Below are 23,087 nucleotides of genomic sequence, written 5' to 3' on the forward strand. Positions count from 1 at the left end.
GCGGCGGCCTCAGGTGCCGCCGCCACCGCCGCCACCGCCGCCCTCGCCGCCGCCGACACCCGCGCCGCCCGCGTCGCCACCGAATGTCGGGCCGGGTGGCAGCGGCCGGTCGGGTGGGCGGCTGACGTGGGCCGACTCGGGGACGGGGGCTGACCAGTCGGCGTGTGCCGCGGCGGCGGCGTGCCGGTTGATCGCTTCGCGCAGCCACCCGTCCACGGTGCTCACCCAGTCCCGCTGGTCGGCGCCGACGTGCCAGATCCGGAACCGGCTGATGCTGGTGTGGGTGATTCCGGCCAGCGCCAACCGCCGGTCGCACCAGAGGATCACCTCCAGGCCGGCGGAGTTGGTCACGAAGATCACCTCCAGCTCGGTGATCGGCCCGGCGTAGAGCGGACCGACCCAGAAGCCCCACCGCTGGTGCAGGGGCAGGGCCTGCTCCACGCCGGGTAGCCGGCCGTCGACCAGGCCGGACTGGCGGACGCGGAAGCCGAGCGTGTCCAGGGCGGCCAGGATGTGCTGCTGGGTCGGCAGCGGATGGACCAGAACCGGCACCATCGCCCCCTGGTCCAGGGTGGCGTCGATCGCCACCTCGGTACGCAGTCCCATCCGCAGGCTGAGCAAGGGCACCCCACCCAGCGTGGTCACCGGCGTCTCCCACGGCACCGGGAACTCGAACGGGATCGACCGGGCCCGTCCGGCCCGCAGCACCATCGCGTCCGCCACCTGCGCCTGATGGAACTGCACCAGCCGGCGGGGAGCCTCCGGATCGTCCGGCTCGACCGTGCTGACCAGGCCGAGCCGGACGTGCCGGACCGCTACGTCGACGGAGCCGGCGATCAGGTTCACCCGCCCCGGCAGGCGCAGGCCGGGACGGGTGCTCGGGTTGGCCAGCGCGGTCTGCACCGTCAGGCCCGTTCCGCCCGATCCCGGTGACACCCCCGTCAGCCGCACCCGTTACCCCTATCTGAGCCGGCGTACCGCGCGCGGGATCGGATCGGTCTCGTCGTCGAACTCCCCGATGACCTCCTCCAGCAGGTCCTCCAGCGCGACGAAGCCGACCGGCCGGGTGGGTCCACCGCCGTTGCGGACCAGGGCGAGTTGGGACTGGCGGGCCCGCATCACGGCCACCGCCTCGGTCACGGTGGCGGTGTCGGGCAGCGTGATGGCGTCGTTCATCAGGTCCGCCGCGGTGGCGTCGGGTCGACCGGCGGTGGCCCGTACCGCCTCCCGTACGTGCACCAGGCCGCAGACGTCACCGGCGGCGTCCAGCACCGCCAGCCGGGACCGGCCGCTGTCCCGGCTGACCTGCTCGATGCGGTTCGCCGGATCGTCCCGGCGCACGGTCACCATCCGGTCGAACGGTTCCATCACCTGGGCGACCGTCGTGCCCTGCAACTCCAGCATGCTGGTGAGCAGTTCGTGCTGGGCGGCGCCGAGCAGCCCGTGTTCCCGGGACTGTTCCAGCAGCATGCGCAGCTCGTCCGGGCCGTGCACCTGGGCCAACTGGTCCTGCGGGTTCACCTTCACCAGCCGCAGCATGGCGTTGGCCACCGCGTTGAGCACCGACAGCACCGGGCGGGCCACCCGGGCGAAGGCCCGGAACGGCAGGGCCAACAGCAGCGCGGACCGCTCCGGGTGGGTGATCGCCCAGGACTTCGGTGCCATCTCACCGACCACCAGGTGCAGGAAGGTGACCAGGCTCAGCGCGAAGATCAACGCGATCACGTGGCTGGCGCCGTACGGCACGCCGACCGCGTGCAGCAGCGGACTGAGCAGCCGCTCGATCGCCGGCTCGGCCAGCGCGCCGAGGCCCAGCGTGCACAGGGTGATGCCGAGCTGCGCGCCGGCCAGCATCAGCGACAGCTCACGCACGCCGTCGAGGGCGGCCCGGGCGGCCCGGCCGCCGCCGGCCGCCGCCTGTTCCAGGCGGTACCGCTTGCTCGCCACCAGGGCGAACTCGGCGGCGACGAAGAAGCCGTTGAGCGCCAGCAGGACCACCGAGGTGATCAGCGCGAATCCGGTGCTCATGCCGTCACCTCCGACTGCCCGCCGGTGACCTGGAGGCGGACCGAGTCGGCCACGTGCCGATCCACCGCGAGCACCTCGACCAGGGCGCGCGGTGGCACCTGGCCGTTCTCGCCGTCGGCCGGCAGGCTGATCTCCAGCCGGTCACCGACCTCGGGCACCCGGCCCAGCTCCCGCATGACCAGCCCGGACAGGGTGTCGTACTCGGCCCCCTCGGGCAGGGCGATGCCGGTGCTGTCGGCGACCTCGTCGATGCGCCAACGGGCGGGCACCACCCAGGAGCCGTCCTCCTGCCGCGTCGGGGCCCGCTCCGGCGGGTCGTCCTCGTCGCGGATCGGGCCGACCAGTTCCTCGGCGATGTCCTCGAGCGTGATGACTCCGGCGAAACCGCCGTACTCGTCGACCACGCAGGCGAGCTGGCGGTGCCCGGAGCGCAGCCGGTCCAGCACGGTGGGCAGCGGCAGTGTCTCGGGCACCAGCAGCGGCGGTACGGCGACCGCGCTAACCGGGGTGGCGGCCCGCTCGGCCGGTGGTACCTGGAGCACGTCGGCGATGCCGATCACGCCGACCAGGTCGTCGACGCCCTCCGCGCCGCGTACCGGGAAGCGGGAGCGGCCGGTGTCGAGCAGCTCGACCACCCGGCTCACCGGCTCGTGCGCGCGCACGGTGTGCACGTCGACCCGGGGCACCATCGCCTCACCGGCCGTCAACTGCCGGAAGTCGAGCCCCCGGTCCAGCAGCTCCGACATGTCGGCGTCGAGATGCCCCTCCAACCGGGACTCGGCGATGATCTGTTCCAGGTCCTCCGGGGTGGCGCCGCTGGGCAGTTCCTCGATCGGCTCGATGCCGACCCGCCGCAGCAGCCGCACCGCGGACTTGTCGAAGAGCTTGATCAACGGTCCGGCCATGGCCAGGTAGACCAGGGTGGACCGGGACAACGCCCGGGCCACCTGTTCGGGCCGGGCGATGGCCAGGTTCTTCGGGGCCAGCTCCCCCACCACCATCTGCACCACAGTGGCGATGACCAGGGCCAGCGCGACCGACAGCGGCAGGCTGACGCCGGTGGAGACACCGGCCACGCCGAGCAGCTCGGCCAGGCCGGCACCGAGGTACGGCTCGGCGACGTAACCGACGAGCAGTGCGGTCACGGTGATGCCGAGCTGTGCGCCGGAGAGCATGAACGAGAGCCGTCCAGCGACCTCCAGGGCCCGGACGGACGCCTGGTCACCTTCGGCGGCGAGCTGCTTCAGCTTGCCGCGGTCGACCGCGACGTAGCCGAACTCCTGCGCGACGAAGTACCCCGTCGCGACGGTCAAGACAACGATCAGAAGAAGACCGACGAGGATCAACACGGGAGGTTCAGGGCTCCCGGGGTCGTCGGTGCGTAGGGATGCCGGGGCCTACCCGGCTGGCTACTGCTGCCCTCCTGGGCAGAAGAGTCGATCATGTGGTCATTCTACCGGCGGCGTGGCCCGGGCCGGGCGGGTGTGCTTACTCATCGTGCCCGCCGGCCGGGACGGCTCAGTGGTCGGCGAGTTCGTCGGCGTCGAGCAGGTCCCGGTCCACCCGCCCGGCCCGGTACGCGGCCCGACCGATCATCTGGGCGGCGACCGGGGCGGTGGCCAGTTGAAAGACCCCGACGAGAACGATCATGCCGAGGTCGGCCGGGCTGCGCAGCCGCAGACCCACCCCCAGCAGCAGGAGCAGCACGCCGAGCACCTGCGGCTTGGTGGCCGCGTGCATGCGACTCAGCGTGTCCGGGAAGCGCAGCACCCCGATCGCGGCGGCCAGGCTCAGCAGCGCACCGGTGACGAGGCTGACCGCAGCCAGCCAGTCCGCGACGGCGCCCGGTGTCACGGCCGGTCCCGGACGGCGAAGCGGACCAGCGAGACGGATCCGACGAAGCCGAGCAGGGCGAGGACCACCAGCACCGGCAGGGTGGTGGCGTGCCGGTTGACCGCGGCCTCCGCGCCGACGGCGCCGACCATGGTGGCGAGCAGCATGTCGGCCGCGACGACCCGGTCCAGCAGCGTCGGACCCCGGTAGAGGCGGACGAGGGCGAGCAGCGCGGTCACCGACAGCAAACTGGTGAGCACGACGGCGAGGAAGATGGTCACGGGAACTCCTTGTCCACTTCTCCGGTACGCGTCCGGCGTAGTTCGGCGGTCGAGCCGATCGCCGCGACGATCCGCCCTTCCACGGCGCGGACCTGGTCACGGCTGGCGGCGAGCGAGGCGGGGCCGCGTACGTCGAGCACGTGCACGTAGAGGATTCCGGCGTCCCGGTCCACCTCGATGATCAAAGTGCCGGGCACCAGGGAGAGCACCTCGGCGGTGAGGGCGAGGTTGAGGTCGGTGGGCAGCCGCAGCCGCACGCCGATGATCGCCGAACGGGGCGTGTAGCCGGGCTGCACCGCGATCCGAGCGACGTGGGCGCTGGCCCGGACCAACTCGACGACGAACCGGCCGCCGAAGACCAGCAGCCCCCACGGCCGGAGCCGGCCGTGGAAGGTCACCGGCGGCAGCGGGAAGAACAGCAGCACCACCCCGGCGGTCAGCAGCCCGCCGAGCAGGTTGCCCCAGGTGAACTCCCCCCAGAACAGGTTCCAGGCGAGCACCAGCCAGCCGTAGGCGATCAGTTGGTCACGCCATCGGCCGATCCGGGTGCGCCGCTGCGGCGCCTCGGGCGTGGTCACGACGCCCCGCCGGGCAGGACGGCGCGCACGTACGGGGTGCGCTCGATCAGATCCGCCGCCGCCCGCCCGGTGACGTCGAACAACGGTCCGGCCACGAAGGTCAACGACACGCCGAGCACCACCAGGGCGACCGTGGCGCCGACCATCAGCGCGGGCAGCGGGGCGGTCGGCGCGACCGTTTGGCAGGGCGAGCGCCAGAAGGCGATGTTCCACACCCGGCTCGCCACGTAGAGGGTGAGCAGGCTGGTCACGGCACCGACGGCCACCAGCGTCCAGGGCAGCGGACCGCCCACGGCGACACCGGCCTGGAGCAGGCCGAGCTTGCCCAGGAAGCCGGAGAACGGCGGGATACCCGCCAGGTTCATCGCCGAGACGAAGAAGAGCACGCCCACCAGGGGCGCCAGTCGGGCCAGCCCGCCGAGGCGGCGCAGGTCGGTGCTGCCGGCCCGCTGCTCGACCAGCCCGGAGATCAGGAACAGGGTGGTCTGGATGGTGATGTGGTGGACCACGTAGAAGATGGCACCGACCAGCCCGGCGACCGTGCTCAGCCCCACCCCGAAGATCATGTAACCGATGTGACTGACGAGCGTGAACGACAGCAGCCGCTTGATGTCCGACTGGGCCACCGCGCCGAGGATGCCGACCAGCATGGTCAGGCCGGCCGCCACCATCAGCAGTTCCCCGGCCTGCTGCCCAGGGAAGAGCAGGGTCTGGGTCCGGATGATCGCGTACACGCCGACCTTGGTGAGCAGGCCGGCGAAGACCGCGGTGACCGGGGCCGGTGCCGTCGGATAGCTGTCGGGCAGCCAGGCCGACAGCGGGAAGACCGCCGCCTTGATCCCGAAGGCCACCAGCAGCATCAGTTGCAGGCTCAGTCGTACGCCGCCCGGTAGCGCGTCCAGTCGCGCGGTGAGCTGTGCCAGGTTGAGGGTGCCGGTGGCCGCGTAGACCAGGCCCACCGAGATCAGGAAGATCATCGACGCCAGGACGTTGACCACGACGTAGGTGGAGCCGGTCCGGATGCGTGGCCCGGTGCCGTTGAGGGTGATCAGGACGAAGCTCGCGGCGAGCAGCATCTCGAAGCCGACGAAGAGGTTGAACAGGTCACCGGCGAGGAACGCGTTGCACACGCCGGCGGTCAGCACGAGGTAGGTGGGGTGGAAGATCGCCACCGGGGACCGCTCCCCGACCTCCGCCTGGCCCTGCCCGATCGAGTACAGCAGCACGCAGAGGGTCACCGCCGAGGAGACCACCAGCATCAGCGCGGCCAGTTGGTCGGCGACCAGCACAATGCCCACCGGCGCCGGCCAGCCGCCGATCTGCACCACCAGTGGGCCCTGCCGGTACGCCTGGACCAGCAGGACGACCGCCACCACCAGGCTGGTGCTCAGGCACCCCACGCTCACCGTCCGCTGGGTCCACGGCCGGCCCGCCAGCAGCAAGGTCAGCGCGGCACCCAGCAGCGGCAGCACCACCGGCAGCGGCACGAGAGTGTTCATCGCCGCCACCGGTCCGGTCCGGCCGGCACGTACCGGCTCATCCCGGGCCCTCCTCGCGCGGTGGGGCGGGTGCGTCGACCTGCTGCGGGTCGGCGGTCGGTGGCTCGCCGATGAGATCGGCGGCGGAAACCTCGTGTTGGGCGGTCCGGCGGACGATCTCCCGGTCCTCTATGTCGTCGGGCACCTCGTCGTCGCCGCTGAGGTACCAGCTGCGGTAGCTGATCGCCAGCAGGAAGGCGGTGAAGCCGAAGGTGATCACGATGGCGGTGAGCACCATGGCCTGGGGCAGGGCGTCGCTCATCGCCGCCTCGTCGCTGACGCCGACCACCGGTGCCTCGCCGGACCGGCCACCGAAGACGATCAACAGGTTGACGCCGTTGCCGATCAGGATGACGCCGAGCAGGATCCGGCTCAGGCTGCGTTCCAGCAGCAGGGTCACGCCGCAGCCGACGAGTACCCCGATCGTGATGAAGGAGACCAGGTTCGCTCCGGCGGCCCTCACCGCGCCTCCCCTCGCTGGCCGGCGAGCCCGCCCCCGGACCCGCCGGCCGTCTCGATGTGCCGGTCCACCTCGGCGCCGAGGCTGCGCAGCACGTCCAGCGCCAGACCGATCACCACCAGGTAGACGCCGACGTCGAAGAAGAGGGAGGTGACCAGGTAGAAGTGACCGATCAGGGGCAGCCAGAGGTCGACCCTGGTGCTCTCCAGCACCGTGCCGTCGGCGATCAGGGAGACCACGCCGCCGCCGACCGACAGCAGCAGGCCGGCACCGAGCACGGTGCCGGCACCGATCGGTGCCGCCTCGACCAACTCGTACCGGCCACCGGCGAGATACCGCATGGTCAGCGCGAGGCTGGCCACCAGCCCTCCGGCGAAGCCGCCACCGGGCGCGTTGTGCCCGGAGAAGAGCAGGTAGAGCGAGAACAGGACCGCGGTGTGCGAGATCAGTCGGGTGACCACCTCCAGCACGATCGACCGTTGCCGTTCGTGCAGCGTCGCCCCGCCACGCAGCCAGACCGCCCGACCTGCGGGCGCGTCGTCCTCGGCGACCTCGCGGCGACGGGGACGGGGCCCGGTACGGGACCGGTGGAAGATCAGACTCGCCACTCCGGTGGCCGCCGCCACCAGCACCGCCATCTCCCCCAGGGTGTCCCAGGCGCGGATGTCCACCAGGGTCACGTTGACCACGTTGCGTCCGTGCCCCTCCTCGACCGCCAGGTGCGGGAACTCCTCAGAGATGGACCGCGCCTGCCGGGCCGCCGCGGCACCGACAGCCAGCGCGGCCACGGTCGTACCGACGATCACGCCGATCGCCCGCCGGATCCACCGACTGCGCCGCAGCGGCCGGGTCGAGAACCGTTCGGGGAGTCGGCGCAGCACCAGCACGAAGATCGCGATGGTCATCGTCTCCACGAGGAACTGGGTCAGCGCCAGGTCGGGCGCGCCGTAGAGCACGAACAGCATCGCGGTGCCGTAACCGGTCATGCCGACCAGCAGCATCGCGGTCAGCCGCCGGGTGGCGCCCACGGCGAGCAGGGCGGCGACGCAGACCACCAGCAGCACCACCGGCTGCGCGGGAGTGGCCCACAGCTCCAGCGGCTGTTCCCAGGGCTCGATGAGGAACACCGCCCCGCCCGGCACCGCGGCCAGCACGATCAGGATGAGGCCGAGGTACTGCGGCAGCGATCCTCGCTGGGTGACGCTGGTGACGTTCAACGCGACCCGGTCGAAGCGGTGGGTGGTCCACTCGTACCCCTGTTGGCCGGTGACCGGCCATCGCAGCCGGGCCAGCACCGGGGCCAGCGGGCCGCGCAGCGCGAACAGCGCGGTGCCACCCACCAGCGCCAGCGCGGACAGGCCGAGCGCCGGGGTGAGCCCGTGCCACAGGGCCAGGTGTTTCCCGACGGCGCCGAAGAGTTCGGGATACGGGCGGAGCAGATGGTCCAGCGCTCCGGCGGCCGGGCCCGCGACGAGCCCGACGACGGCCAGCAGGGCCGGTGGGGCCAGCAGCGACGGGGCGATCCGTCCCAGGTCGGTGGCGTCGGCGCCGGGGCGGTCGGCGAACGCGCCCCAGATGAACCTGATGCTGTACGCGACGGTGAGCACGGTGCCGACGACGAGCACCGCCAGCACCAGTGGCTGGTCGGCGAAGGCGGCGAACACGGCCTCCTTGGCGACGAAGCCGAACAGCGGTGGCAGCCCGGCCATCGAGGCGGCGGCGAGCACGGCCACCCCGGTCAGCACCGGTGCGGTGCGCCGCAGTCCCGACAACTCGCGCAGGTCACGGGTCCCGGCGCCATGGTCGATCACACCGACCACGAGGAACAGCGCCGCCTTGAACAACGCGTGGGCGAGCAGCATGGCGACACCGGCGAGCGCGGCGTCCGCGGTGCCCACCCCGACGACCACCGTCAGCAGTCCGAGCTGGCTGACCGTGCCGTAGGCGAGCAGCAGCTTCAGGTCGGTCTGCCGCAGTGCCGCCCAGCCGCCCACCAGCATGGTGGCCAGGCCGGCGATCAGCACCACCGGACGCCACGGGCCGACCACGGCGAGCACCGGGGTGAGCAGGCCGAGCAGGTAGACGCCGGCCTTCACCATCGCGGCCGCGTGCAGGTACGCGCTGACCGGTGTCGGTGCGGCCATCGCCACCGGCAGCCACGAGGTGAACGGCAGCACCGCCGACTTCGACAGCGCACCGAGCAGGATCAGCAGCACCGCGACGACCAGGTACGCCCCGCCGGGCAGCGGTCGCTGGGCCAGCTCGGACCAGCGGTAGGTGCCGGCGTGGTGACCGAGCATGAGGAACCCGACAAGCATGGCCAGACCGCCGAGGGTGGTCACGGTCAGCGCCTGGGCCGCGGCCCAACGGCTCGACCGCCGTTCGGTGCTGTGACCGATCAGCAGGTACGAGAAGACGGTGGTGAGTTCCCAGCAGACGTAGAGCAGCAGCAGATCGTCGGCGAGGACCAGCCCGAGCATCGCGCCGGCGAAGGCGACAAGCACACCGGCGAACCGTGAGTTGCCGAGCGCGTCGGGCGGGAAGTACCGGGCGCTGTAGCCGAGCACCAGCGCGCCCACCCCGCCCACCAGCAGGGTCATCAGCCAGGACAGGGTGGTCATCCGCAGCGCGAGGTCCAACCCCAGTTCCCGGATCCACGGGTAGGTCTCGACGACCGCACCGCCACGCGTCACGTCGGGTGTGCGTACCAGCGCCCAGCCGAAGGCGGCCGCCGGCACCAACGCCAGCAGGTAACAGGCGCGCGGACCCCACCGGCGAACCAGCAGCGGTGCCGCGACGGCCGCCACGAGGTGCAGGATGAGCAGTACGAGCACGCGCGCTCCCGGTCGAGGTGGCCGCGACGCCCCACGGGGGTTGGGGGTCTAGCAGCGATCAGACGACAGATCGGCGCGCTATGGACGCTTTTTCCGAGATAAAAACACTTTCGCCGTCAATACGGCGAAAGGTGGGGGAAGGCCGAATCAGCTGTGCGCGGCAACATCCGTCGGGGCGCTTTCGCCGCCGCGTACCGGACGCCCCTCGACCACCAGGTCCGCCCGGCCAAGTTGAGAGGCGGCCTTGTTGACCAGTCGCTGCGCGGCGGCCAGGGACCGCACGGACAACAACCGCCCGCGGCTTTCCCGACGCAGGACGAAGTAGTGCACGGCGGCCCGCACCTGGGCACGGTCGGCCGCGCTGGCCTGCGCGGTGGAGACGACCAGTTCGCGCAGGCAACTGGCGAGCCGCTCGGCCAACTCGAGATCCGCGCCGTGCAGCCCGGCACGCAGGGCGGTGACGTGGCTGTCGACCTTGCGGATCAGGATGTCGGTGCCGGGCCCCGAACTCCGCTCCTCGACGGCCATCCGACTTCCCTCCACCGCTCGCCCACGACCCGGGTGAAGTTACTTTATGTTGCCCCGCAAGAGCAAGCAGTTAAGTAAGACTTAACGGATTCTCGGCGCAAGTCACCCGAAACGCCTTAACACCACATACTCGCCTGGCTCGCGGCGGGATGAATGTCGGTGCCCGGGGGCAGGATGGGTTCGTGGCGGACTCCAGCACGGCCTCCGGCGAGGGGGTGCTCTCCCGGTTCGGGCCGGCGACCCGGGAGTGGTTCGGTGCGGCGTTCGCCGCGCCGACGGCGGCGCAGGCCGGTGCCTGGAACGCGGTGGCCGCCGGCCGGCACGCCCTGGTCGTGGCGCCCACCGGTTCCGGCAAGACGCTCGCGGCGTTCCTGTGGTCACTCGACCGGCTCTCCCGCGAGACCGCCCCGGCCGACCCTCGACGACGCTGCCGGGTGCTCTACGTCAGCCCGCTCAAGGCGCTCGCGGTCGACGTCGAACGCAACCTGCGCGCCCCCCTCACGGGAATCCGGCAGGCCGCCACCCGGCTCGCCCTACCCCCGCCGGAGATCACCGTCGGGATGCGCACCGGCGACACTCCCGCCGACGAGCGGCGGGCCTTCGCCCGCACCCCGCCGGACATCCTCATCACCACGCCGGAGTCGCTGTTCCTACTGCTCACCTCGGCCGCGCGGGACTCGCTGCGCGGTGTGGAGACCGTGATCGTCGACGAGGTGCACGCGGTCGCCGGCACCAAACGGGGTGCCCATCTGGCGCTCTCCCTGGAACGGCTCGACGAACTGCTGCCTGCTCCGGCACAGCGCATCGGGCTCTCCGCCACCGTCCGGCCGCTGGACGAGTGCGCCCGTTTCCTCGGCGGCGCCCGCCCGGTCGAGGTGGTGGCCCCGGCGACCGCCAAGACGATCGAGGTCAGCGTCCAGGTGCCGGTGGAGGACATGACCCGCCTCGACGAGCAGCCGACGCCGGAGGACGATCTCGCCGGTCCACGCACGGCATCCATCTGGCCGGCCGTGGAGGAGCGGGTCTTCGCCCTGATCAGGGCGCACCGCTCGACGATCGTCTTCACCAACTCCCGGCGCAGCGCCGAACGTCTCTGCGCCCGGCTCAACGAGTTGGCCGCCGACGAGACGGCCACGGCTGCGTCACCCGCGACCGGCCCGGCGGCTCGGACACCTGCCGAGATGATGGCCCAGGCCGGCGCGGTGTCCGGTGCGCCGCCGGTGATCGCCCGGGCGCACCACGGCAGCGTCTCCCGGGAGGAGCGCCGGCAGATCGAGGAGGCGCTGAAGGCGGGCCGGTTGCCCGCGGTGGTGGCCACCTCCAGTCTCGAACTCGGCATCGACATGGGCGCGGTCGACCTGGTCGTGCAGATCGAGGCACCGCCGAGCGTGGCCGCCGGCCTGCAACGGGTCGGCCGGGCCGGGCACCAGGTCGGCGCGGTGTCGCGCGGGGTGGTCCTGCCCAAGCACCGCGGCGACCTGCTCTCCTGCGCGGTGGTCGCCGAGCGGATGGGCGAGGCGGCCATCGAGGAGCTGCGCCATCCCCGCAACCCGCTGGACGTGCTCGCCCAGCAGGTCGTCGCGATGGTCGCGCTGGACGAGTGGCGGGTCGGCGACCTGGCGACCGTCGTCCGTCGGGCCGCACCCTTCGCCGAGCTGCCCGACTCCGCGCTGCACGCCGTACTGGACATGCTCTCCGGCCGCTACCCGTCCACCGCCTTCGCCGAGCTTCGTCCCCGCCTGGTCTGGGATCGCGCCACCGACGTGCTCACCGGCCGTCCCGGCGCCCAGCGACTCGCGGTGACAAGTGGCGGCACCATCCCCGACCGGGGGCTGTTCGGCGTCTTCCTGGCCGGGGCGGAACGGGCCGCCCGGGTCGGCGAGCTGGACGAGGAGATGGTCTACGAGTCCCGGGTCGGTGACATCTTCCTGCTCGGTTCCTCGTCCTGGCGGATCGAGGAGATCACGCCCGACCGCGTGCTGGTCTCCCCGGCACCCGGGCAGGCGGCGAAGATGCCGTTCTGGAAGGGCGACCAGCCGGGCCGGCCGGTGGAACTGGGCCGGGCGATCGGTGCCCGGGTGCGGGCCCTGCTCCGGCAGGACACCGAGCAGGCCACGGCCGCGCTGCGGGCCACCGGGTTGGACGACTGGGCCGCCGGGAACCTGCTGACCTACCTGCACGAGCAGCGGGCGGCGACCCGGGCCCTGCCGGACGACCGGACGGTGGTCGTCGAACGCTTCCGCGACGAGCTGGGTGACTGGCGACTGGCCGTGCACAGCGTCCTGGGCGCCCGGGTCAACGCACCGTGGGCGTTGGCCATCGGCCGTCGGCTCGCCGAGCGCTACGGGGTCGACGCGCAGGTGATGCCCGCCGACGACGGGATCGTGGTCCGGCTGCCGGACACCGCCGACACCCCGCCCGGTGCCGACGTGGTGGCCTTCGACCCGGAGGAGATCGCCCAACTGGTGGAGGAGTCGGTGGGCACCTCGACGCTGTTCGCCGCGCGGTTCCGGGAGTGCGCCGCCCGGTCGCTGCTGCTGCCCCGCCGCGATCCGCGCCGCCGCCAGCCGCTGTGGCAACAGCGGCAACGCGCCGCCCAACTGCTCGACGTGGCCCGCGAGTACGCCGACTTCCCGGTCACCCTGGAGGCGGCGCGGGAGTGCCTGCAGGATGTCTTCGACCTGCCCGCCCTGACCGAGGTGATGCGTGACCTGGCCGGCCGCCGGGTGCGCCTGGTCGAGGTGGAGAGCGCCCGGCCGTCCCCGTTCGCCCGCTCGCTGCTGTTCGGCTACGTCGGTGCCTTCCTCTACGAGGGCGACGCCCCGCTGGCCGAACGCCGGGCCGCTGCCCTCACCCTGGACTCGGCCCTGCTCGGTGAGTTGCTCGGCCGGGTCGACCTGCGCGAGCTGCTCGACCCGGCGGTGCTCGCCGAGACCGAACGGCAACTGCGCTGGCTGACCCCGCAACGCCGGGCACGCGATGCCGAGGACGTGATCGAACTGCTCCGACAGCTCGGCGACCTGAGCGCCGCCGAGTTGGCCGAGCGCGGGGTACCCGAGGCGTGGCTCACCGACCTGGCCGCCGCCCGGCGGGTGCTGCGGGTTCGCATCGCCGGTCAGGAACGCTGGGTCGGCGTCGAGGATGCCGGCCGGCTGCGGGACGCTCTCGGCGTGGCCCTGCCGGTCGGTGTCGCCGAGGCATACCTCGAACCGGTCACCGACCCGCTCGGCGACCTGGTGGCCCGGTACGCCCGCACCCACACCCCGTTCACGGCCGCAAGTTGCGCGGCCCGGTTCGGGCTCGGCGTCTTCGTGGTCGAGCAGGCGCTGCGCCGGCTGGCCGCCGCAGGCCGGGTGGTCTCCGGCGAGTTCACCCCGGACACGGCCGGCACCCAGTGGTGCGACGCCGAGGTGCTGCGCCTGCTGCGCCGCCGTTCCCTCGCCGCGCTCCGCCGCGAGATCGAACCGGTGCCACCGCAGGCCCTGGCCACCTTCCTGCCCCGCTGGCAGCAGGTGGGCTCCGCGGCGCGCGGTGTGGAGGCGGTGGCCGCGACGGTCGAGCAGTTGCAGGGCGCCTCGGTGCCCGCGTCGGCGCTGGAACGGCTGGTGCTGCCCGCCCGGGTCGCCGACTACTCTCCCGCCCAGCTCGACGAGCTGTGCGCCAGCGGTGAGGTGCTGTGGGCCGGCGCGGGGGCGATCTCCGGTGGGGACGGCTGGGTCAGCCTGGCGTACGCCGACTCGGCTGCCCTGCTGCTCCCGCCGCCGGACGAGACCCTCGCGCGTACGCCCCTGCACGACGCGGTGCTGGACGCGCTCGACGCCGGGCAGGCCCTGTTCTTCCGGCCGTTGGCCGACCGGGTCGGCGCCACCGACGACGCCGAGCTGACCGCCGTCATCTGGGACCTGGTCTGGGCCGGTCACCTCACCAACGACACCCTGGCTCCGCTGCGGGCGGTCCTCGGCGCCGGTGGCGCCCACCGCGCCCGCCCGACCGCCGCCCGCAGCCGTTACCGCCGACCGGGACGGGTGGCGCTGCCGAGTCGCGGTGGCCCGCCGACGGTGGCCGGACGCTGGTCCCGGCTGCCGGCGCGGGACACCGACCCGACCCGCCGCGCCGCCGCCCTCGCCGACGTGCTGCTGGAACGGCACGGTGTGCTGACCCGGGGTGCGGTCGTGGCCGAGCAGGTGGCGGGCGGCTTCGCGGCCGTCTACCCGGTGCTGTCCGCGCTGGAGGAGCGCGGCGCGGCCCGGCGGGGATACTTCGTCGACGGGCTGGGCGCGGCGCAGTTCGCGGTGCCGGGCGCGGTGGACCGGATCCGCGCCGGTGCCGATCCACTCGACGGTGGCCGGCCCCGGGGCGGGGCCACGGTGGTGCTGGCCGCCACCGACCCGGCGAACCCGTACGGCGCGGCGCTGCCCTGGCCGGAGCGGGCCGTCGACTCCGGTGACGCGGCATCGCCACCGACCAGCGGGCACCGGGCGGGTCGCAAGGCCGGGGCACTGGTCGTGCTGGTCGAGGGTGGGTTGGCGCTCTACGTGGAGCGGGGTGGACGGACGCTGCTGTCCTTCACCGACGACGTCGACGTGCTGGCCGCGGCCGGCAAGGCGCTCGCCGACGCCGTCCACTCCGGCGCGCTGGGTCCGATCTCGGTGGAACGCGCCGACGGCGAGTCCGTAGGCTCGTCGCCGCTGCGCGACGCCCTGACCGCCGCCGGCTTCCGCACCACCCCCCGCGGCCTCCGCCTACGCCCCTGACCCGCTCCGCCACCGCGCGCCAGGCGGGGCAGGACGAGGGCAGAGCGGGGTGGAGGGGTCAACGGAGCTTGTCGAGGACCTTCTCGTAGCGGGGGCGGTCGGCGGGCGGCGTCGGTGCCTCAAGGTAGTTGAGCACCACGGTGCCGTTGCGGTAAGCGGCTCCGCTCCACCGCTCGGCCAGGTCACCGGCGCTGCTCTCGTCGGGGAAGACGTAGACGGCCACGTTGTCGGTCACGACCAGCTCCGAACAGCCCAGACCCAGCCCGTCCGGTCCGCAGTCGACGGAACGGTCGCGGACGTTGGCCGCCTTGAGCCCGGCCGCCCGGAACGCCGCCACGACCTCCCGGCCGGTCGGTTCGCCGGCCTGACGCGGTGGTAGCTCCACCGGAGGCGGGCTCGGCGGTCGCCGTTCGGTGGTGCCGTCGGCGTTCGGCGCGGTCGGCGCCGGTCGGGGCGACGACGGCGGTACGGCACCGCCGGTGGCGACGTCCCCCGGGGCGGCGGGACTCACCGCGCCGGTCGGCGCAGTTGCGGCGCCCGGCGGGCCAGGATCCGCCGATGGTCCGCTGACGGCCGGTGCCGGTGCGGCGGCAGGCGGTGCGTCCTGGTCGGCTCCGCAGGCGGCGAGGACCACGGTGACCATGAGCAGAACGACGGTTGGCAGCATCCGGTGACTCACCCACGCAGTCTGTCCAACCGGGACCACCACCGGCAGTGGCCGGTCGGTCAGCCACGCTGTCGGCTTTCCGGCATCGCAGCGCCCACCGCACGACTGCCGCAGACCGAGGTGGTGCGGCAGCGGCGGCGCGGGTACGCGGCTGCCGGGGATCGGCGGCGAAAGCGGCGATCCCGCGCCGGCACCGTCCGCCGCGACGGCGGATACGGGCGTACGATCCGGTGCCGTGACCAGCAGCGCCGCTCGCGAGTCCCGACCACCGACCGAGGTCGTCTCGCTGACCACCGACTACGGCCTCGCCGACGGCTTCGTGGCCGCCTGCCACGGAGTGATCGCCCGCCTCGCGCCCACGCTGCGGGTCATCGACGTGACCCACCTGGTGCCGCCGGGTGACGTCCGCCGGGGCGCGGCGGTGCTGGCCCAGACCGTGCCGCACCTGCCGCCCGGGGTGCACGTGGCGGTGGTCGACCCCGGGGTCGGTACGAGCCGGCGAGGTGTCGCCCTGGGCACGCCTGAGGGTCTGCTGGTGGGCCCGGACAACGGCCTGCTGCTGGACGCCGCCGCGGCGCTCGGCGGGGTGACCGGGGCGGTGGAGCTGACCAATCCGCGCTGGCTGGCCCCACGGGTGTCGGCCACCTTTCACGGACGGGACGTCTTCGCCCCGGTCGCGGCCCGCCTGGCTCGCGGTGCCCCGCTGACCGACGCCGGCCCGGCGGTCGACCCGGCGACGCTGGTACGGCTGCCCGAACCGCTGGTCCGCCGGGGGCCGGACGGGTTCGTCGCCGAGGTGCTGACGGTGGACCACTTCGGAAACGTCCAGTTGGCCGCGCCTGCCGAGCTGCTCGACCCCCTGCCGGCGCGGGTCCGGGTGTGCCCGGCGACCGTGCCGACCGCACCCGGCGCGGACGAGGACGCCCCGGCGGGCGTCGGCGGGTGGGAGCGGGAAGCGGTGCACGGGCGTACCTTCGGAGACGCCCCGGTCGGTGCCCTGGTGGCGCACGTCGACTCGACCGGCCGGGTCGCACTCTCCGTCAACGGTGGACACGCCGCCGAACTACTCGCGGTGGATCCGGGTACGCTGCTGCGGGTCCGGGGTTACGGCGTCGTGGGGGACGCTCCCGGACAACACGGATGAAGTGTCTACTGTGGAAAGCTGTCAAGGTGGATGATCGCTGGGTTCCCGCCGCTTGTCCCTGCTGCGCGTACCGGACCGGCGGCGGCACCTGCCCGGTCTGTTTCTGGACAGACGACGGTCAGGGCGACGCCGACGCGGACGTCGTACGCGGCGGGGCGAACGGGGACCTGAGCCTGTCGCACGCCCGCCTCAACTTCGCCGTCTACGGTGCCTGCCATCCCCGGTACCAGGAACTGGTGCGGACGCCGAGGCCGGAGGAGATGCCCTGAATCGGCCGGGCACCCGCTGACGCGGCGAGCCGGGCCGGCCTGGGAGGACGCCGACCCGGCTCGGGGTGCCGGTCTCAGCAGACCGGCACCGACCCACCCCAGACCGTCGAGATGTACGCGTGGCTGACGAACTGCCCGCTGGCCAGGCGGTTCCACCGATTGGTGGTGCGGTACGGGCCGACGATCGTCTGCCCGGTCACGTAGCACTGGATCGGCACGTTCGCGTACTGGGCGGCCAGGCCCCGGGACTGGTAGCCGGTGCTCGGGCCGGAGCGCACGGTCAACGGCCCGTCACCGACCACCCCTCGCGGGCCGGTGCCGGTCCACAGGTACGCCACGTCGACCCAGGCGTTCGTGGACAGCTGCAACCCGTCCCAGAACGTCCCGTCGGCGAGGTCGATGCCGGCCGGGTTGAGCACCACCCGACCGAACTGGTCCCGCCCGCCGTTGTAGCCGTCCTGGTACGCGGCCTGCGCCTGCGGCCTGCCCTGCGGCAGTGCCTTCCAGTTCTCCCGCACCGCGCTGAGATTCCAGTAGTCGTCGCGGGTGTTCCACGGACCGACGTCCCAGACCGGAGCGTATTCGCAGCGGCTGCCGGTGACGGTGCAGACCCGGACGGTGTAGTCGCCGGTGTTGCGTGGGGACAGCCCCCGGCGCGAGGGCAACGCGACGAAATGGTCCCGGGTGCGAACCGTGTGCCCGTTCGCGGTCAACTCGCCCACCAGTCCGACCCGGGTCGCGTACACCCGGTAGGTCAGGCCGGGGGTGGCCGCGGTGGTGGCGGCGACGGTGTCGGCGGTGAGCCGGACGGCACGCACCTCGCTGCTGGCACCGGCGGGGCTGCCGGTCAACACCACCCGGGCCTGCACCCGGCGGACCGGCCGGTCGAAGACGGCCGCGGGTGCCGCGTCGCGCCACTCGGTCCAGCCGGCGGCCCGCCAGCCGCGGACCTGCACGGTCGCGGTGGCGCCGGACCGGGCGGCGATGGTGGCCTGGGCGCGGATCCGGGTGGCCGGGCGACTGAGGGTACGCGGTACGGACACCAGCATGCCCTCGGCGACGGCGCTACGCCGGGCGGACCCGCCGGGTGGCCGGGCGTCGGCCAGTCGCAGGCCGGTACGGGTATGTCGCACGTTGACGTCGTCGGCGTCGACGACCGACAGGTCGGCGGTCCACCGGTCGGCCCGGCCGGCCGAGGATGCGGATTGTGGATGGAGGGCGATGGCGAGGGCGGTGGTCAGAAGGGCGGCCAGGACGGCGTTGCGGGGATGATTCATCGGCATTCTCCTCAGAACTCCCCGATAGTGCCTATATCCGTAGATCGAACAGAAGCGCCATACAAATAGCGATACATGTGAATTGCGCTCGGGTGAGGGAGAATGGTGCCGTGCCCGAAGGTGACACCGTCTGGAACACCGCCCGCGTCCTGGAACGCGCGCTGGTCGGCGCCCGGCTGACCGGCAGCGACTTTCGGGTGCCCTCGCTCGCCACCACCGACCTCGCCGGATGGTCGGTACGCGACAGCGCGAGCCGGGGGAAGCACCTGCTGCTCCGGCTGGACGCACCGGCCGGCACCGGCGAGTCGCGCTGGACGCTGCACTCGCACCTGCGGATGGACGGCACCTGGCGGGCCTACGCGCCCGGGGAGCGGTGGACGGGCCGACCGGCGCACCTGATCCGGGTGGTGCTGCGCGCCCCGGCCGCGACCGCCGTCGGCTACCACCTGCACGAGGTGGCCCTGGTGCCGACCGCCGACGAGGAGCGCCTCGTCGGTCACCTCGGCCCCGACCTGCTCGGCGCCGACTGGGATCCCACCGAGGCCGCCCGTCGACTCGCCACCCACCCGGACACCCCGGTCGGTGTGGCCCTGCTCGACCAGCGCATCCTGGCCGGCGTCGGCAACCTCTACAAGTGCGAGGTGCTGTTCCTGCGCGGTGTGCACCCGCGTACCCCCGTGCGGGACGTGACCGACCTCACCGGTTTGGTGACCCTGGCCCAGAAGTTGCTGGCCGCGAACCGGGGTCGCTGGACGCAGAGCACCACCGGTGCGCTGGGGCGCGGCCGGACCAGCTACGTGTACGGCCGCCGGGCGCAGCCGTGCCGACGCTGCGGCACCGCCATCCGCAAGGAGGAACTGGGCGACCGGGTCACCTACTGGTGTCCCACCTGCCAGCCCGGCGAGCCGACCTGACCCCTCACCGCGCATCTTCCACGCGGCGGTCTGGGCAGGTCGTGACCGGTGTACGGCCGGCCACGCCACCGGCGCGGAGTGGCGACGGCGACACGCCGGCAGCTCGGCAGATTGGCACGAAAGGGGACTTCCTAACCGGCCACCACACGTCGCATGCTGCGGTTGAGGGCTCACGGAACGTCAGCACGCGTGTCCGGGCCGCCACGTCGGGGTGGTGGCCGGCGCGCCCCGATCACCGGGAGAGCCATGGCCGTGTTCCGCAGACTCCGGTCGACCTGGTTGGACCGCGTCGCCCGCACCGACCAGCCCGGCACACCGAGCGCCGTCCCCGGCACCCGGACCGCCCCGGACACGGAGCACGGCACGCACCCCCGTCCCGACCGCGAGGCTCCGACGGCTGGGACCGCCGGGACCGGAAGTACCGACGACACGGGCGCGGCGACGCGGACACCGGCGGTGCCCGGGCAGCCGCATCCGGAAACGGCCCCGTCCCGGCCCGGGCCGGCGAGCCTGGACCCGGCGGCGGCCCCCCACTACTTCGGCGCCGTGCCGAACCACGCCTACAGCCCACTGCCCGCCCTCGGCGAGGACAGGCAGGTGGTGCCCGGCACCGGGTTGCGCAAGTTCGTCGACCCACTGCCCGGTCTCGGTCCGCTGGGACGTACCCCGCACGGTGCCCACCTGCCGGTCGCCGTACCCGACACGATCACCTATCCCGGTTGCGACTACTACGAGATCGGGCTCCAGGAATACACCCAACGGCTGCACCGGGACCTGCCGGCGACCCGGCTGCGCGGCTACCGCCAACTGAACCTGGGTACCAACCCGGACGGGCACAACACGGTCGCCCCGCCACGGCGACCCTGGCATCTCGGTCCGGTCGTGCTCGCCCGACGCGGCCGGCCGGTACGCGTCAAGTTCATCAACCAACTGCCCACCGGCGACCTCTTCCTACCGGTCGACCCGACCGTGCCCGGTGCCGGCCCGGGGCCCCTCGACGGGCCGGCGCCCTACCCGCAGAACCGGGCCGTGCCGCATCTCTGCGGCGCACTCACCGGCTGGATCAGCGCCGGCGGCCCCTGGCAGTGGATCACTCCGGCGGGCGAGATCACCCCCTACCCCACCGGCGCCGGCCTGGCCCACGTGCCGGACATGCCCCATCCGGGGCAGGGTGCCACCACCCGCTACTACCCGAACGACCAGAGCGGCCGGCTGCTCTGGTTCCACGACAACACCGTCGGACTCGCCCGACTGACCAGCTACTCCGGTCAGCTCGCGCTCTACCTGCTCACCGACGACGCGCAGGAGCGGTTGATCGCCGACGGGACGCTGCCGTCCGAGCAGCTGCCGCTGGTCTTCGAGGACAAGACGTTCGTGCCGGACGACGCCCAGCTCGCCGCCCAGGACCCGACCTGGGACCGGGACCGGTGGGGTTCCCGCGGCTCCCTCTGGCACCCGCACGTCTACCAGGTCCGCCAGAACCCGTACCGGCGCGACGGGATCAACCCGACCGGCCGGTGGGACTACGGGCCCTGGTCGCGTACCGCCCCCGCCGGTGCCGACGCCTCCGCCGCCACCGTGCCCAACCCGCATCACGACCCGGTCACCGACCCGGACGAGCCGCCGGAAACCCCGGGCGTGCCGCAGCCGAGCGCGGTGCCCGCCGCGTACGGCGACACGGTCCTGGTGAACGGTGCCGCGTACCCGTACCTGGAGGTGCAGCCGAAGGTCCACCGGTGGCGCATCCTCAACGCCTGCACCGACCGCTGGCTCAATCTGCAGCTGTACCGGGCCGCCTCGGACACGCCGATGTGGACGCCGGACGGCACCCTGGTCGACGCCGCTGCCGGTGAGGTGCCGATGGTCGACGCGGTACGCGCCCCGGACCGGCCGGCGGGCTGGCCCACCGACGGGCGGCCCGGCGGCGTGCCGGACCCGACGGCGGCCGGGCCGGAGATGATCCGGATCGGCAACGAGGGCGGCCTGCTGCCGGCACCCGTGGTGGTGCCGAACCGTCCGATCGGCTTCCGCCACGACCGACGCGACCCGACCGTGCTCAACGTCGACGGCCACGCGCTGCTGCTCGCCCCCGGCGAGCGGGCCGACGTGCTCGTCGACTTCGCCGCCGTCGACCCCGGCACCACCCTGATCCTCTACAACGACTGCCCCGTCCCGCTGCCCTGCTTCGACCCCCGCTACGACCACCACACCGGCGATCCCGACCGGACCACCGAGGGCGGTGCGCCGCCGACCGTGCCCGGGTACGGTCCGAACACCCGCACCCTGTTGCAGCTGCGGGTGACGGGCACTCCGGCCCCGCCGTACGACCTCGACCGGCTGCGGGACCGCCTGCCCGCCGCGTACGCGGCCAGCCAGCGTCCCCCGGTCGTGCCGCAACCGGCCTACGACCCCTGCTTCGGCACCACGAGTACGGCGACCCGGATCCCGGTCCACGCCAGCACCGTCGAGTTCACCCCGCCCGGCGGAGCACCGGTGCGCCTGCCGCTGACCGTGCGGTCCGTGTGTCAGGTCTTCGAACCCGAGTACGGCAGGCTCGTCGGCCGCCTCGGCGTGGCCCACCCGCACGGCGGACCACGCGGCGCGGCGACCCTGCCGCTCGTTTCCACCGACCCGGCAACCGAGGTGGTGTACGCCAGCGACCCGGCCCTGGCGGTCGGCACACCGGGTGACGGCAGTCAGCTCTGGCGGGTACGCGGCTGCGGACGGCAGAGCCATCCGGTGCGCTTCGACGGCCTGGACGTGCAGGTGATCGGCCGGGTCGGCCGGGACGGCAGGATCCGGCCACCGCACCCCGGCGAACTCGGCTGGAAGCAGGTGGTGCGCGTCGATCCCGGTGAGGACGTGCTGCTCGCGCTGCGCCCCGAGGCACCACCCCTACCGTTCAAGATCGGCGACAGCGTACGACTGCTCGACCCGACCCGCCCGGCCGACACCCGGCTCGACTCCACCCCGGTCAGTCCCGTCGACGGGCGACCCGCGTCGGTGGTCAACCAGCTGGTGAACCTCGGCTGGGAGTACCGCTGGGGCAGCGCGGCGGCCGGCCATCGCGATCTGGGCATGAGCCGCCCGCTCGTGGTCCGGGTCTCGCCCCGGGCACCGACCGGGCTCACCGCCGCGCCGGCCCCGGGCTCGGCCACCGCGCTGCCGGCGATCACCCTCGCCTGGACCGGCAACGGCAGCCGCCCGCCGGCCACCAGCCACCTGCTGCACCGGGCCACCGACGCGACCTTCACCAACGGGCTGACCACCATCACCGTCGCGGCCACCGCGACCCGGTACACCGACGCCACCGTCACCCCGGGCGTCACCTACCACTACCGCATCCGCGCCGAGACCGCGGCCAGCTGCTCCACCTGGTCGAACAGCGTTCCCGCGTCGGTACAGCTCACCGCGCCGGCCAAGCTGACCGCGACCGTGCCACCGGCCGCACCGCTGCGGGTGGCACTGCGCTGGGCCAACAATTCCTTCGCCACCGGCATCGACGTGCAACGCGCCACCAACCCGACCTTCACCAGTGGGCCCGGCACCACCGCGATAAGCGTCGGCGACAGTCACCTGGACCCGGCGGTCGCGCCCGACACCACCTACTACTACCGGGTACGCACCACCTACCTGGGCGCCGCCTCACCCTGGTCCACCCTGGCGGCGGTGACCACCCCACCCGCGCCCGGCACGCCGACCTCGGTCAGCGTGGCCGCCACCGCTCCCGGCCCGGACACCGCGACCGTGGTGCTCGGCTGGTCGGCCAGCACGCCCGCCGGACAGGGTGCCGGCTTCACCGTGGAGCGGGCCCTGGACCCGGCATTCACCCGGGAACTGGCCACCTTCACCGTGACCGGTCGGGGCTTCACCAACACCGGCCTGTCCCGGGGCGTGACCTACCACTACCGGGTGCGCTCGTTCAACGTGGTCGGCGCCTCCCCGTACACCGGCCCCATCCCGGTCACCACCCCCGAGTAAG

At 73.2% G+C, this 23,087-nt stretch carries 17 protein-coding genes; 5 read left to right on the forward strand and 12 right to left on the reverse strand.

The features are described from left to right. Positions 1 to 9 precede the first annotated feature (9 nt). The 10 genes from O3597_RS17845 to O3597_RS17890 all read right to left on the reverse strand — a co-directional run bounded on the left by O3597_RS17845 (position 10) and on the right by O3597_RS17890 (position 10,080). Complete coding sequence (locus O3597_RS17845) at positions 10 to 951, reverse strand: sporulation protein (RefSeq protein WP_281601822.1); 942 nt, start codon at positions 949 to 951, stop codon at positions 10 to 12. 9 nt (positions 952 to 960) lie between these two features. Then, positions 961 to 2,028, reverse strand: a complete 1,068-nt coding sequence (locus tag O3597_RS17850; protein WP_164445624.1) for a hemolysin family protein — start codon at positions 2,026 to 2,028, stop codon at positions 961 to 963. Next, positions 2,025 to 3,377 (reverse strand): hemolysin family protein, encoded by a 1,353-nt coding sequence (locus O3597_RS17855; RefSeq protein ID WP_164445625.1) that lies wholly within the window; start codon positions 3,375 to 3,377, stop codon positions 2,025 to 2,027. The genes O3597_RS17850 and O3597_RS17855 overlap by 4 nt, the downstream gene beginning before the upstream one ends. A 169-nt stretch (positions 3,378 to 3,546) precedes the next feature. Next, positions 3,547 to 3,882, reverse strand: a complete 336-nt coding sequence (gene mnhG / locus O3597_RS17860) for a monovalent cation/H(+) antiporter subunit G (protein ID WP_164445626.1) — start codon at positions 3,880 to 3,882, stop codon at positions 3,547 to 3,549. Beyond that, on the reverse strand, positions 3,879 to 4,142 hold the full coding sequence (locus O3597_RS17865) for a monovalent cation/H+ antiporter complex subunit F (protein ID WP_164445627.1): 264 nt from the start codon (positions 4,140 to 4,142) through the stop codon (positions 3,879 to 3,881). Before O3597_RS17865 ends, mnhG begins: the two co-directional genes overlap by 4 nt. Continuing rightward, on the reverse strand, positions 4,139 to 4,720 hold the full coding sequence (locus O3597_RS17870; protein WP_281601823.1) for a Na+/H+ antiporter subunit E: 582 nt from the start codon (positions 4,718 to 4,720) through the stop codon (positions 4,139 to 4,141). The genes O3597_RS17865 and O3597_RS17870 overlap by 4 nt, the downstream gene beginning before the upstream one ends. Beyond that, on the reverse strand, positions 4,717 to 6,219 hold the full coding sequence (locus tag O3597_RS17875; RefSeq protein ID WP_164445629.1) for a Na+/H+ antiporter subunit D: 1,503 nt from the start codon (positions 6,217 to 6,219) through the stop codon (positions 4,717 to 4,719). Before O3597_RS17875 ends, O3597_RS17870 begins: the two co-directional genes overlap by 4 nt. 37 nt (positions 6,220 to 6,256) lie before the next feature. Beyond that, positions 6,257 to 6,721 carry a Na(+)/H(+) antiporter subunit C gene (locus O3597_RS17880; RefSeq protein ID WP_281601824.1) on the reverse strand — a complete coding sequence of 155 codons (465 nt, stop codon included), beginning with the start codon at positions 6,719 to 6,721 and terminating at the stop codon, positions 6,257 to 6,259. Then, on the reverse strand, positions 6,718 to 9,552 hold the full coding sequence (locus O3597_RS17885; RefSeq protein WP_281601825.1) for a Na+/H+ antiporter subunit A: 2,835 nt from the start codon (positions 9,550 to 9,552) through the stop codon (positions 6,718 to 6,720). Before O3597_RS17885 ends, O3597_RS17880 begins: the two co-directional genes overlap by 4 nt. Before the next feature lie 147 nt (positions 9,553 to 9,699). After that, positions 9,700 to 10,080: a hypothetical protein gene (locus O3597_RS17890; protein WP_164445632.1), complete on the reverse strand. Its 381-nt coding sequence runs from the start codon at positions 10,078 to 10,080 to the stop codon at positions 9,700 to 9,702. A gap of 149 nt (positions 10,081 to 10,229) precedes the next feature. Between O3597_RS17890 and O3597_RS17895 the strand changes: the two genes are divergently transcribed. After that, positions 10,230 to 14,834 (forward strand): ATP-dependent helicase, encoded by a 4,605-nt coding sequence (locus O3597_RS17895; protein WP_281601826.1) that lies wholly within the window; start codon positions 10,230 to 10,232, stop codon positions 14,832 to 14,834. 58 nt (positions 14,835 to 14,892) lie between these two features. Here the strand turns inward: O3597_RS17895 and O3597_RS17900 are convergent, their stop codons facing one another. Beyond that, positions 14,893 to 15,513 (reverse strand): hypothetical protein, encoded by a 621-nt coding sequence (locus O3597_RS17900; RefSeq protein WP_281601827.1) that lies wholly within the window; start codon positions 15,511 to 15,513, stop codon positions 14,893 to 14,895. Between the two features lie 223 nt (positions 15,514 to 15,736). Here O3597_RS17900 and O3597_RS17905 point away from each other — a divergent pair, with 223 nt between their 5' ends. Together O3597_RS17905 and O3597_RS17910 are read left to right on the forward strand one after the other, a co-directional pair. Further along, entirely contained in the window at positions 15,737 to 16,645 is a 909-nt protein-coding gene (locus O3597_RS17905; RefSeq protein ID WP_281601828.1) for an SAM-dependent chlorinase/fluorinase, read from the forward strand. A gap of 26 nt (positions 16,646 to 16,671) precedes the next feature. Next, the gene (locus O3597_RS17910; RefSeq protein WP_164445633.1) at positions 16,672 to 16,914 is read left to right on the forward strand and encodes a CPCC family cysteine-rich protein; all 243 of its coding nucleotides are present in this window, start codon (positions 16,672 to 16,674) and stop codon (positions 16,912 to 16,914) included. A gap of 74 nt (positions 16,915 to 16,988) precedes the next feature. On the opposite strand, the gene O3597_RS17915 is transcribed toward O3597_RS17910, so the two are convergent. Next, positions 16,989 to 18,191: a hypothetical protein gene (locus tag O3597_RS17915; RefSeq protein ID WP_281601829.1), complete on the reverse strand. Its 1,203-nt coding sequence runs from the start codon at positions 18,189 to 18,191 to the stop codon at positions 16,989 to 16,991. Positions 18,192 to 18,301: 110 nt separating this feature from the next. Here O3597_RS17915 and O3597_RS17920 point away from each other — a divergent pair, with 110 nt between their 5' ends. Both O3597_RS17920 and O3597_RS17925 read left to right on the forward strand, forming a co-directional pair. Continuing rightward, entirely contained in the window at positions 18,302 to 19,105 is an 804-nt protein-coding gene (locus O3597_RS17920; protein WP_164445634.1) for a zinc finger domain-containing protein, read from the forward strand. Positions 19,106 to 19,351: 246 nt separating this feature from the next. Continuing rightward, positions 19,352 to 23,086: a hypothetical protein gene (locus tag O3597_RS17925; protein ID WP_281601830.1), complete on the forward strand. Its 3,735-nt coding sequence runs from the start codon at positions 19,352 to 19,354 to the stop codon at positions 23,084 to 23,086. Position 23,087: the final 1 nt, after the last annotated feature.

The organism is Verrucosispora sp. WMMA2044, assembly GCF_027497155.1.
In the GTDB taxonomy this organism is placed as follows: domain Bacteria; phylum Actinomycetota; class Actinomycetes; order Mycobacteriales; family Micromonosporaceae; genus Micromonospora; species Micromonospora palythoicola.

Bases quoted from the DNA above. Each gene is read 5' to 3' on its own strand.
- O3597_RS17925 (WP_281601830.1), top strand. From the start codon at position 19,352: ATGGCCGTGTTCCGCAGACTCCGGTCGACCTGGTTGGACCGCGTCGCC.
- O3597_RS17890 (WP_164445632.1), bottom strand. From the start codon at position 10,080: ATGGCCGTCGAGGAGCGGAGTTCGGGGCCCGGCACCGACATCCTGATC.
- O3597_RS17875 (WP_164445629.1), bottom strand. From the start codon at position 6,219: ATGAACACTCTCGTGCCGCTGCCGGTGGTGCTGCCGCTGCTGGGTGCC.
- O3597_RS17915 (WP_281601829.1), bottom strand. From the start codon at position 18,191: ATGAATCATCCCCGCAACGCCGTCCTGGCCGCCCTTCTGACCACCGCC.
- O3597_RS17850 (WP_164445624.1), bottom strand. From the start codon at position 2,028: ATGAGCACCGGATTCGCGCTGATCACCTCGGTGGTCCTGCTGGCGCTC.
- O3597_RS17895 (WP_281601826.1), top strand. From the start codon at position 10,230: ATGAATGTCGGTGCCCGGGGGCAGGATGGGTTCGTGGCGGACTCCAGC.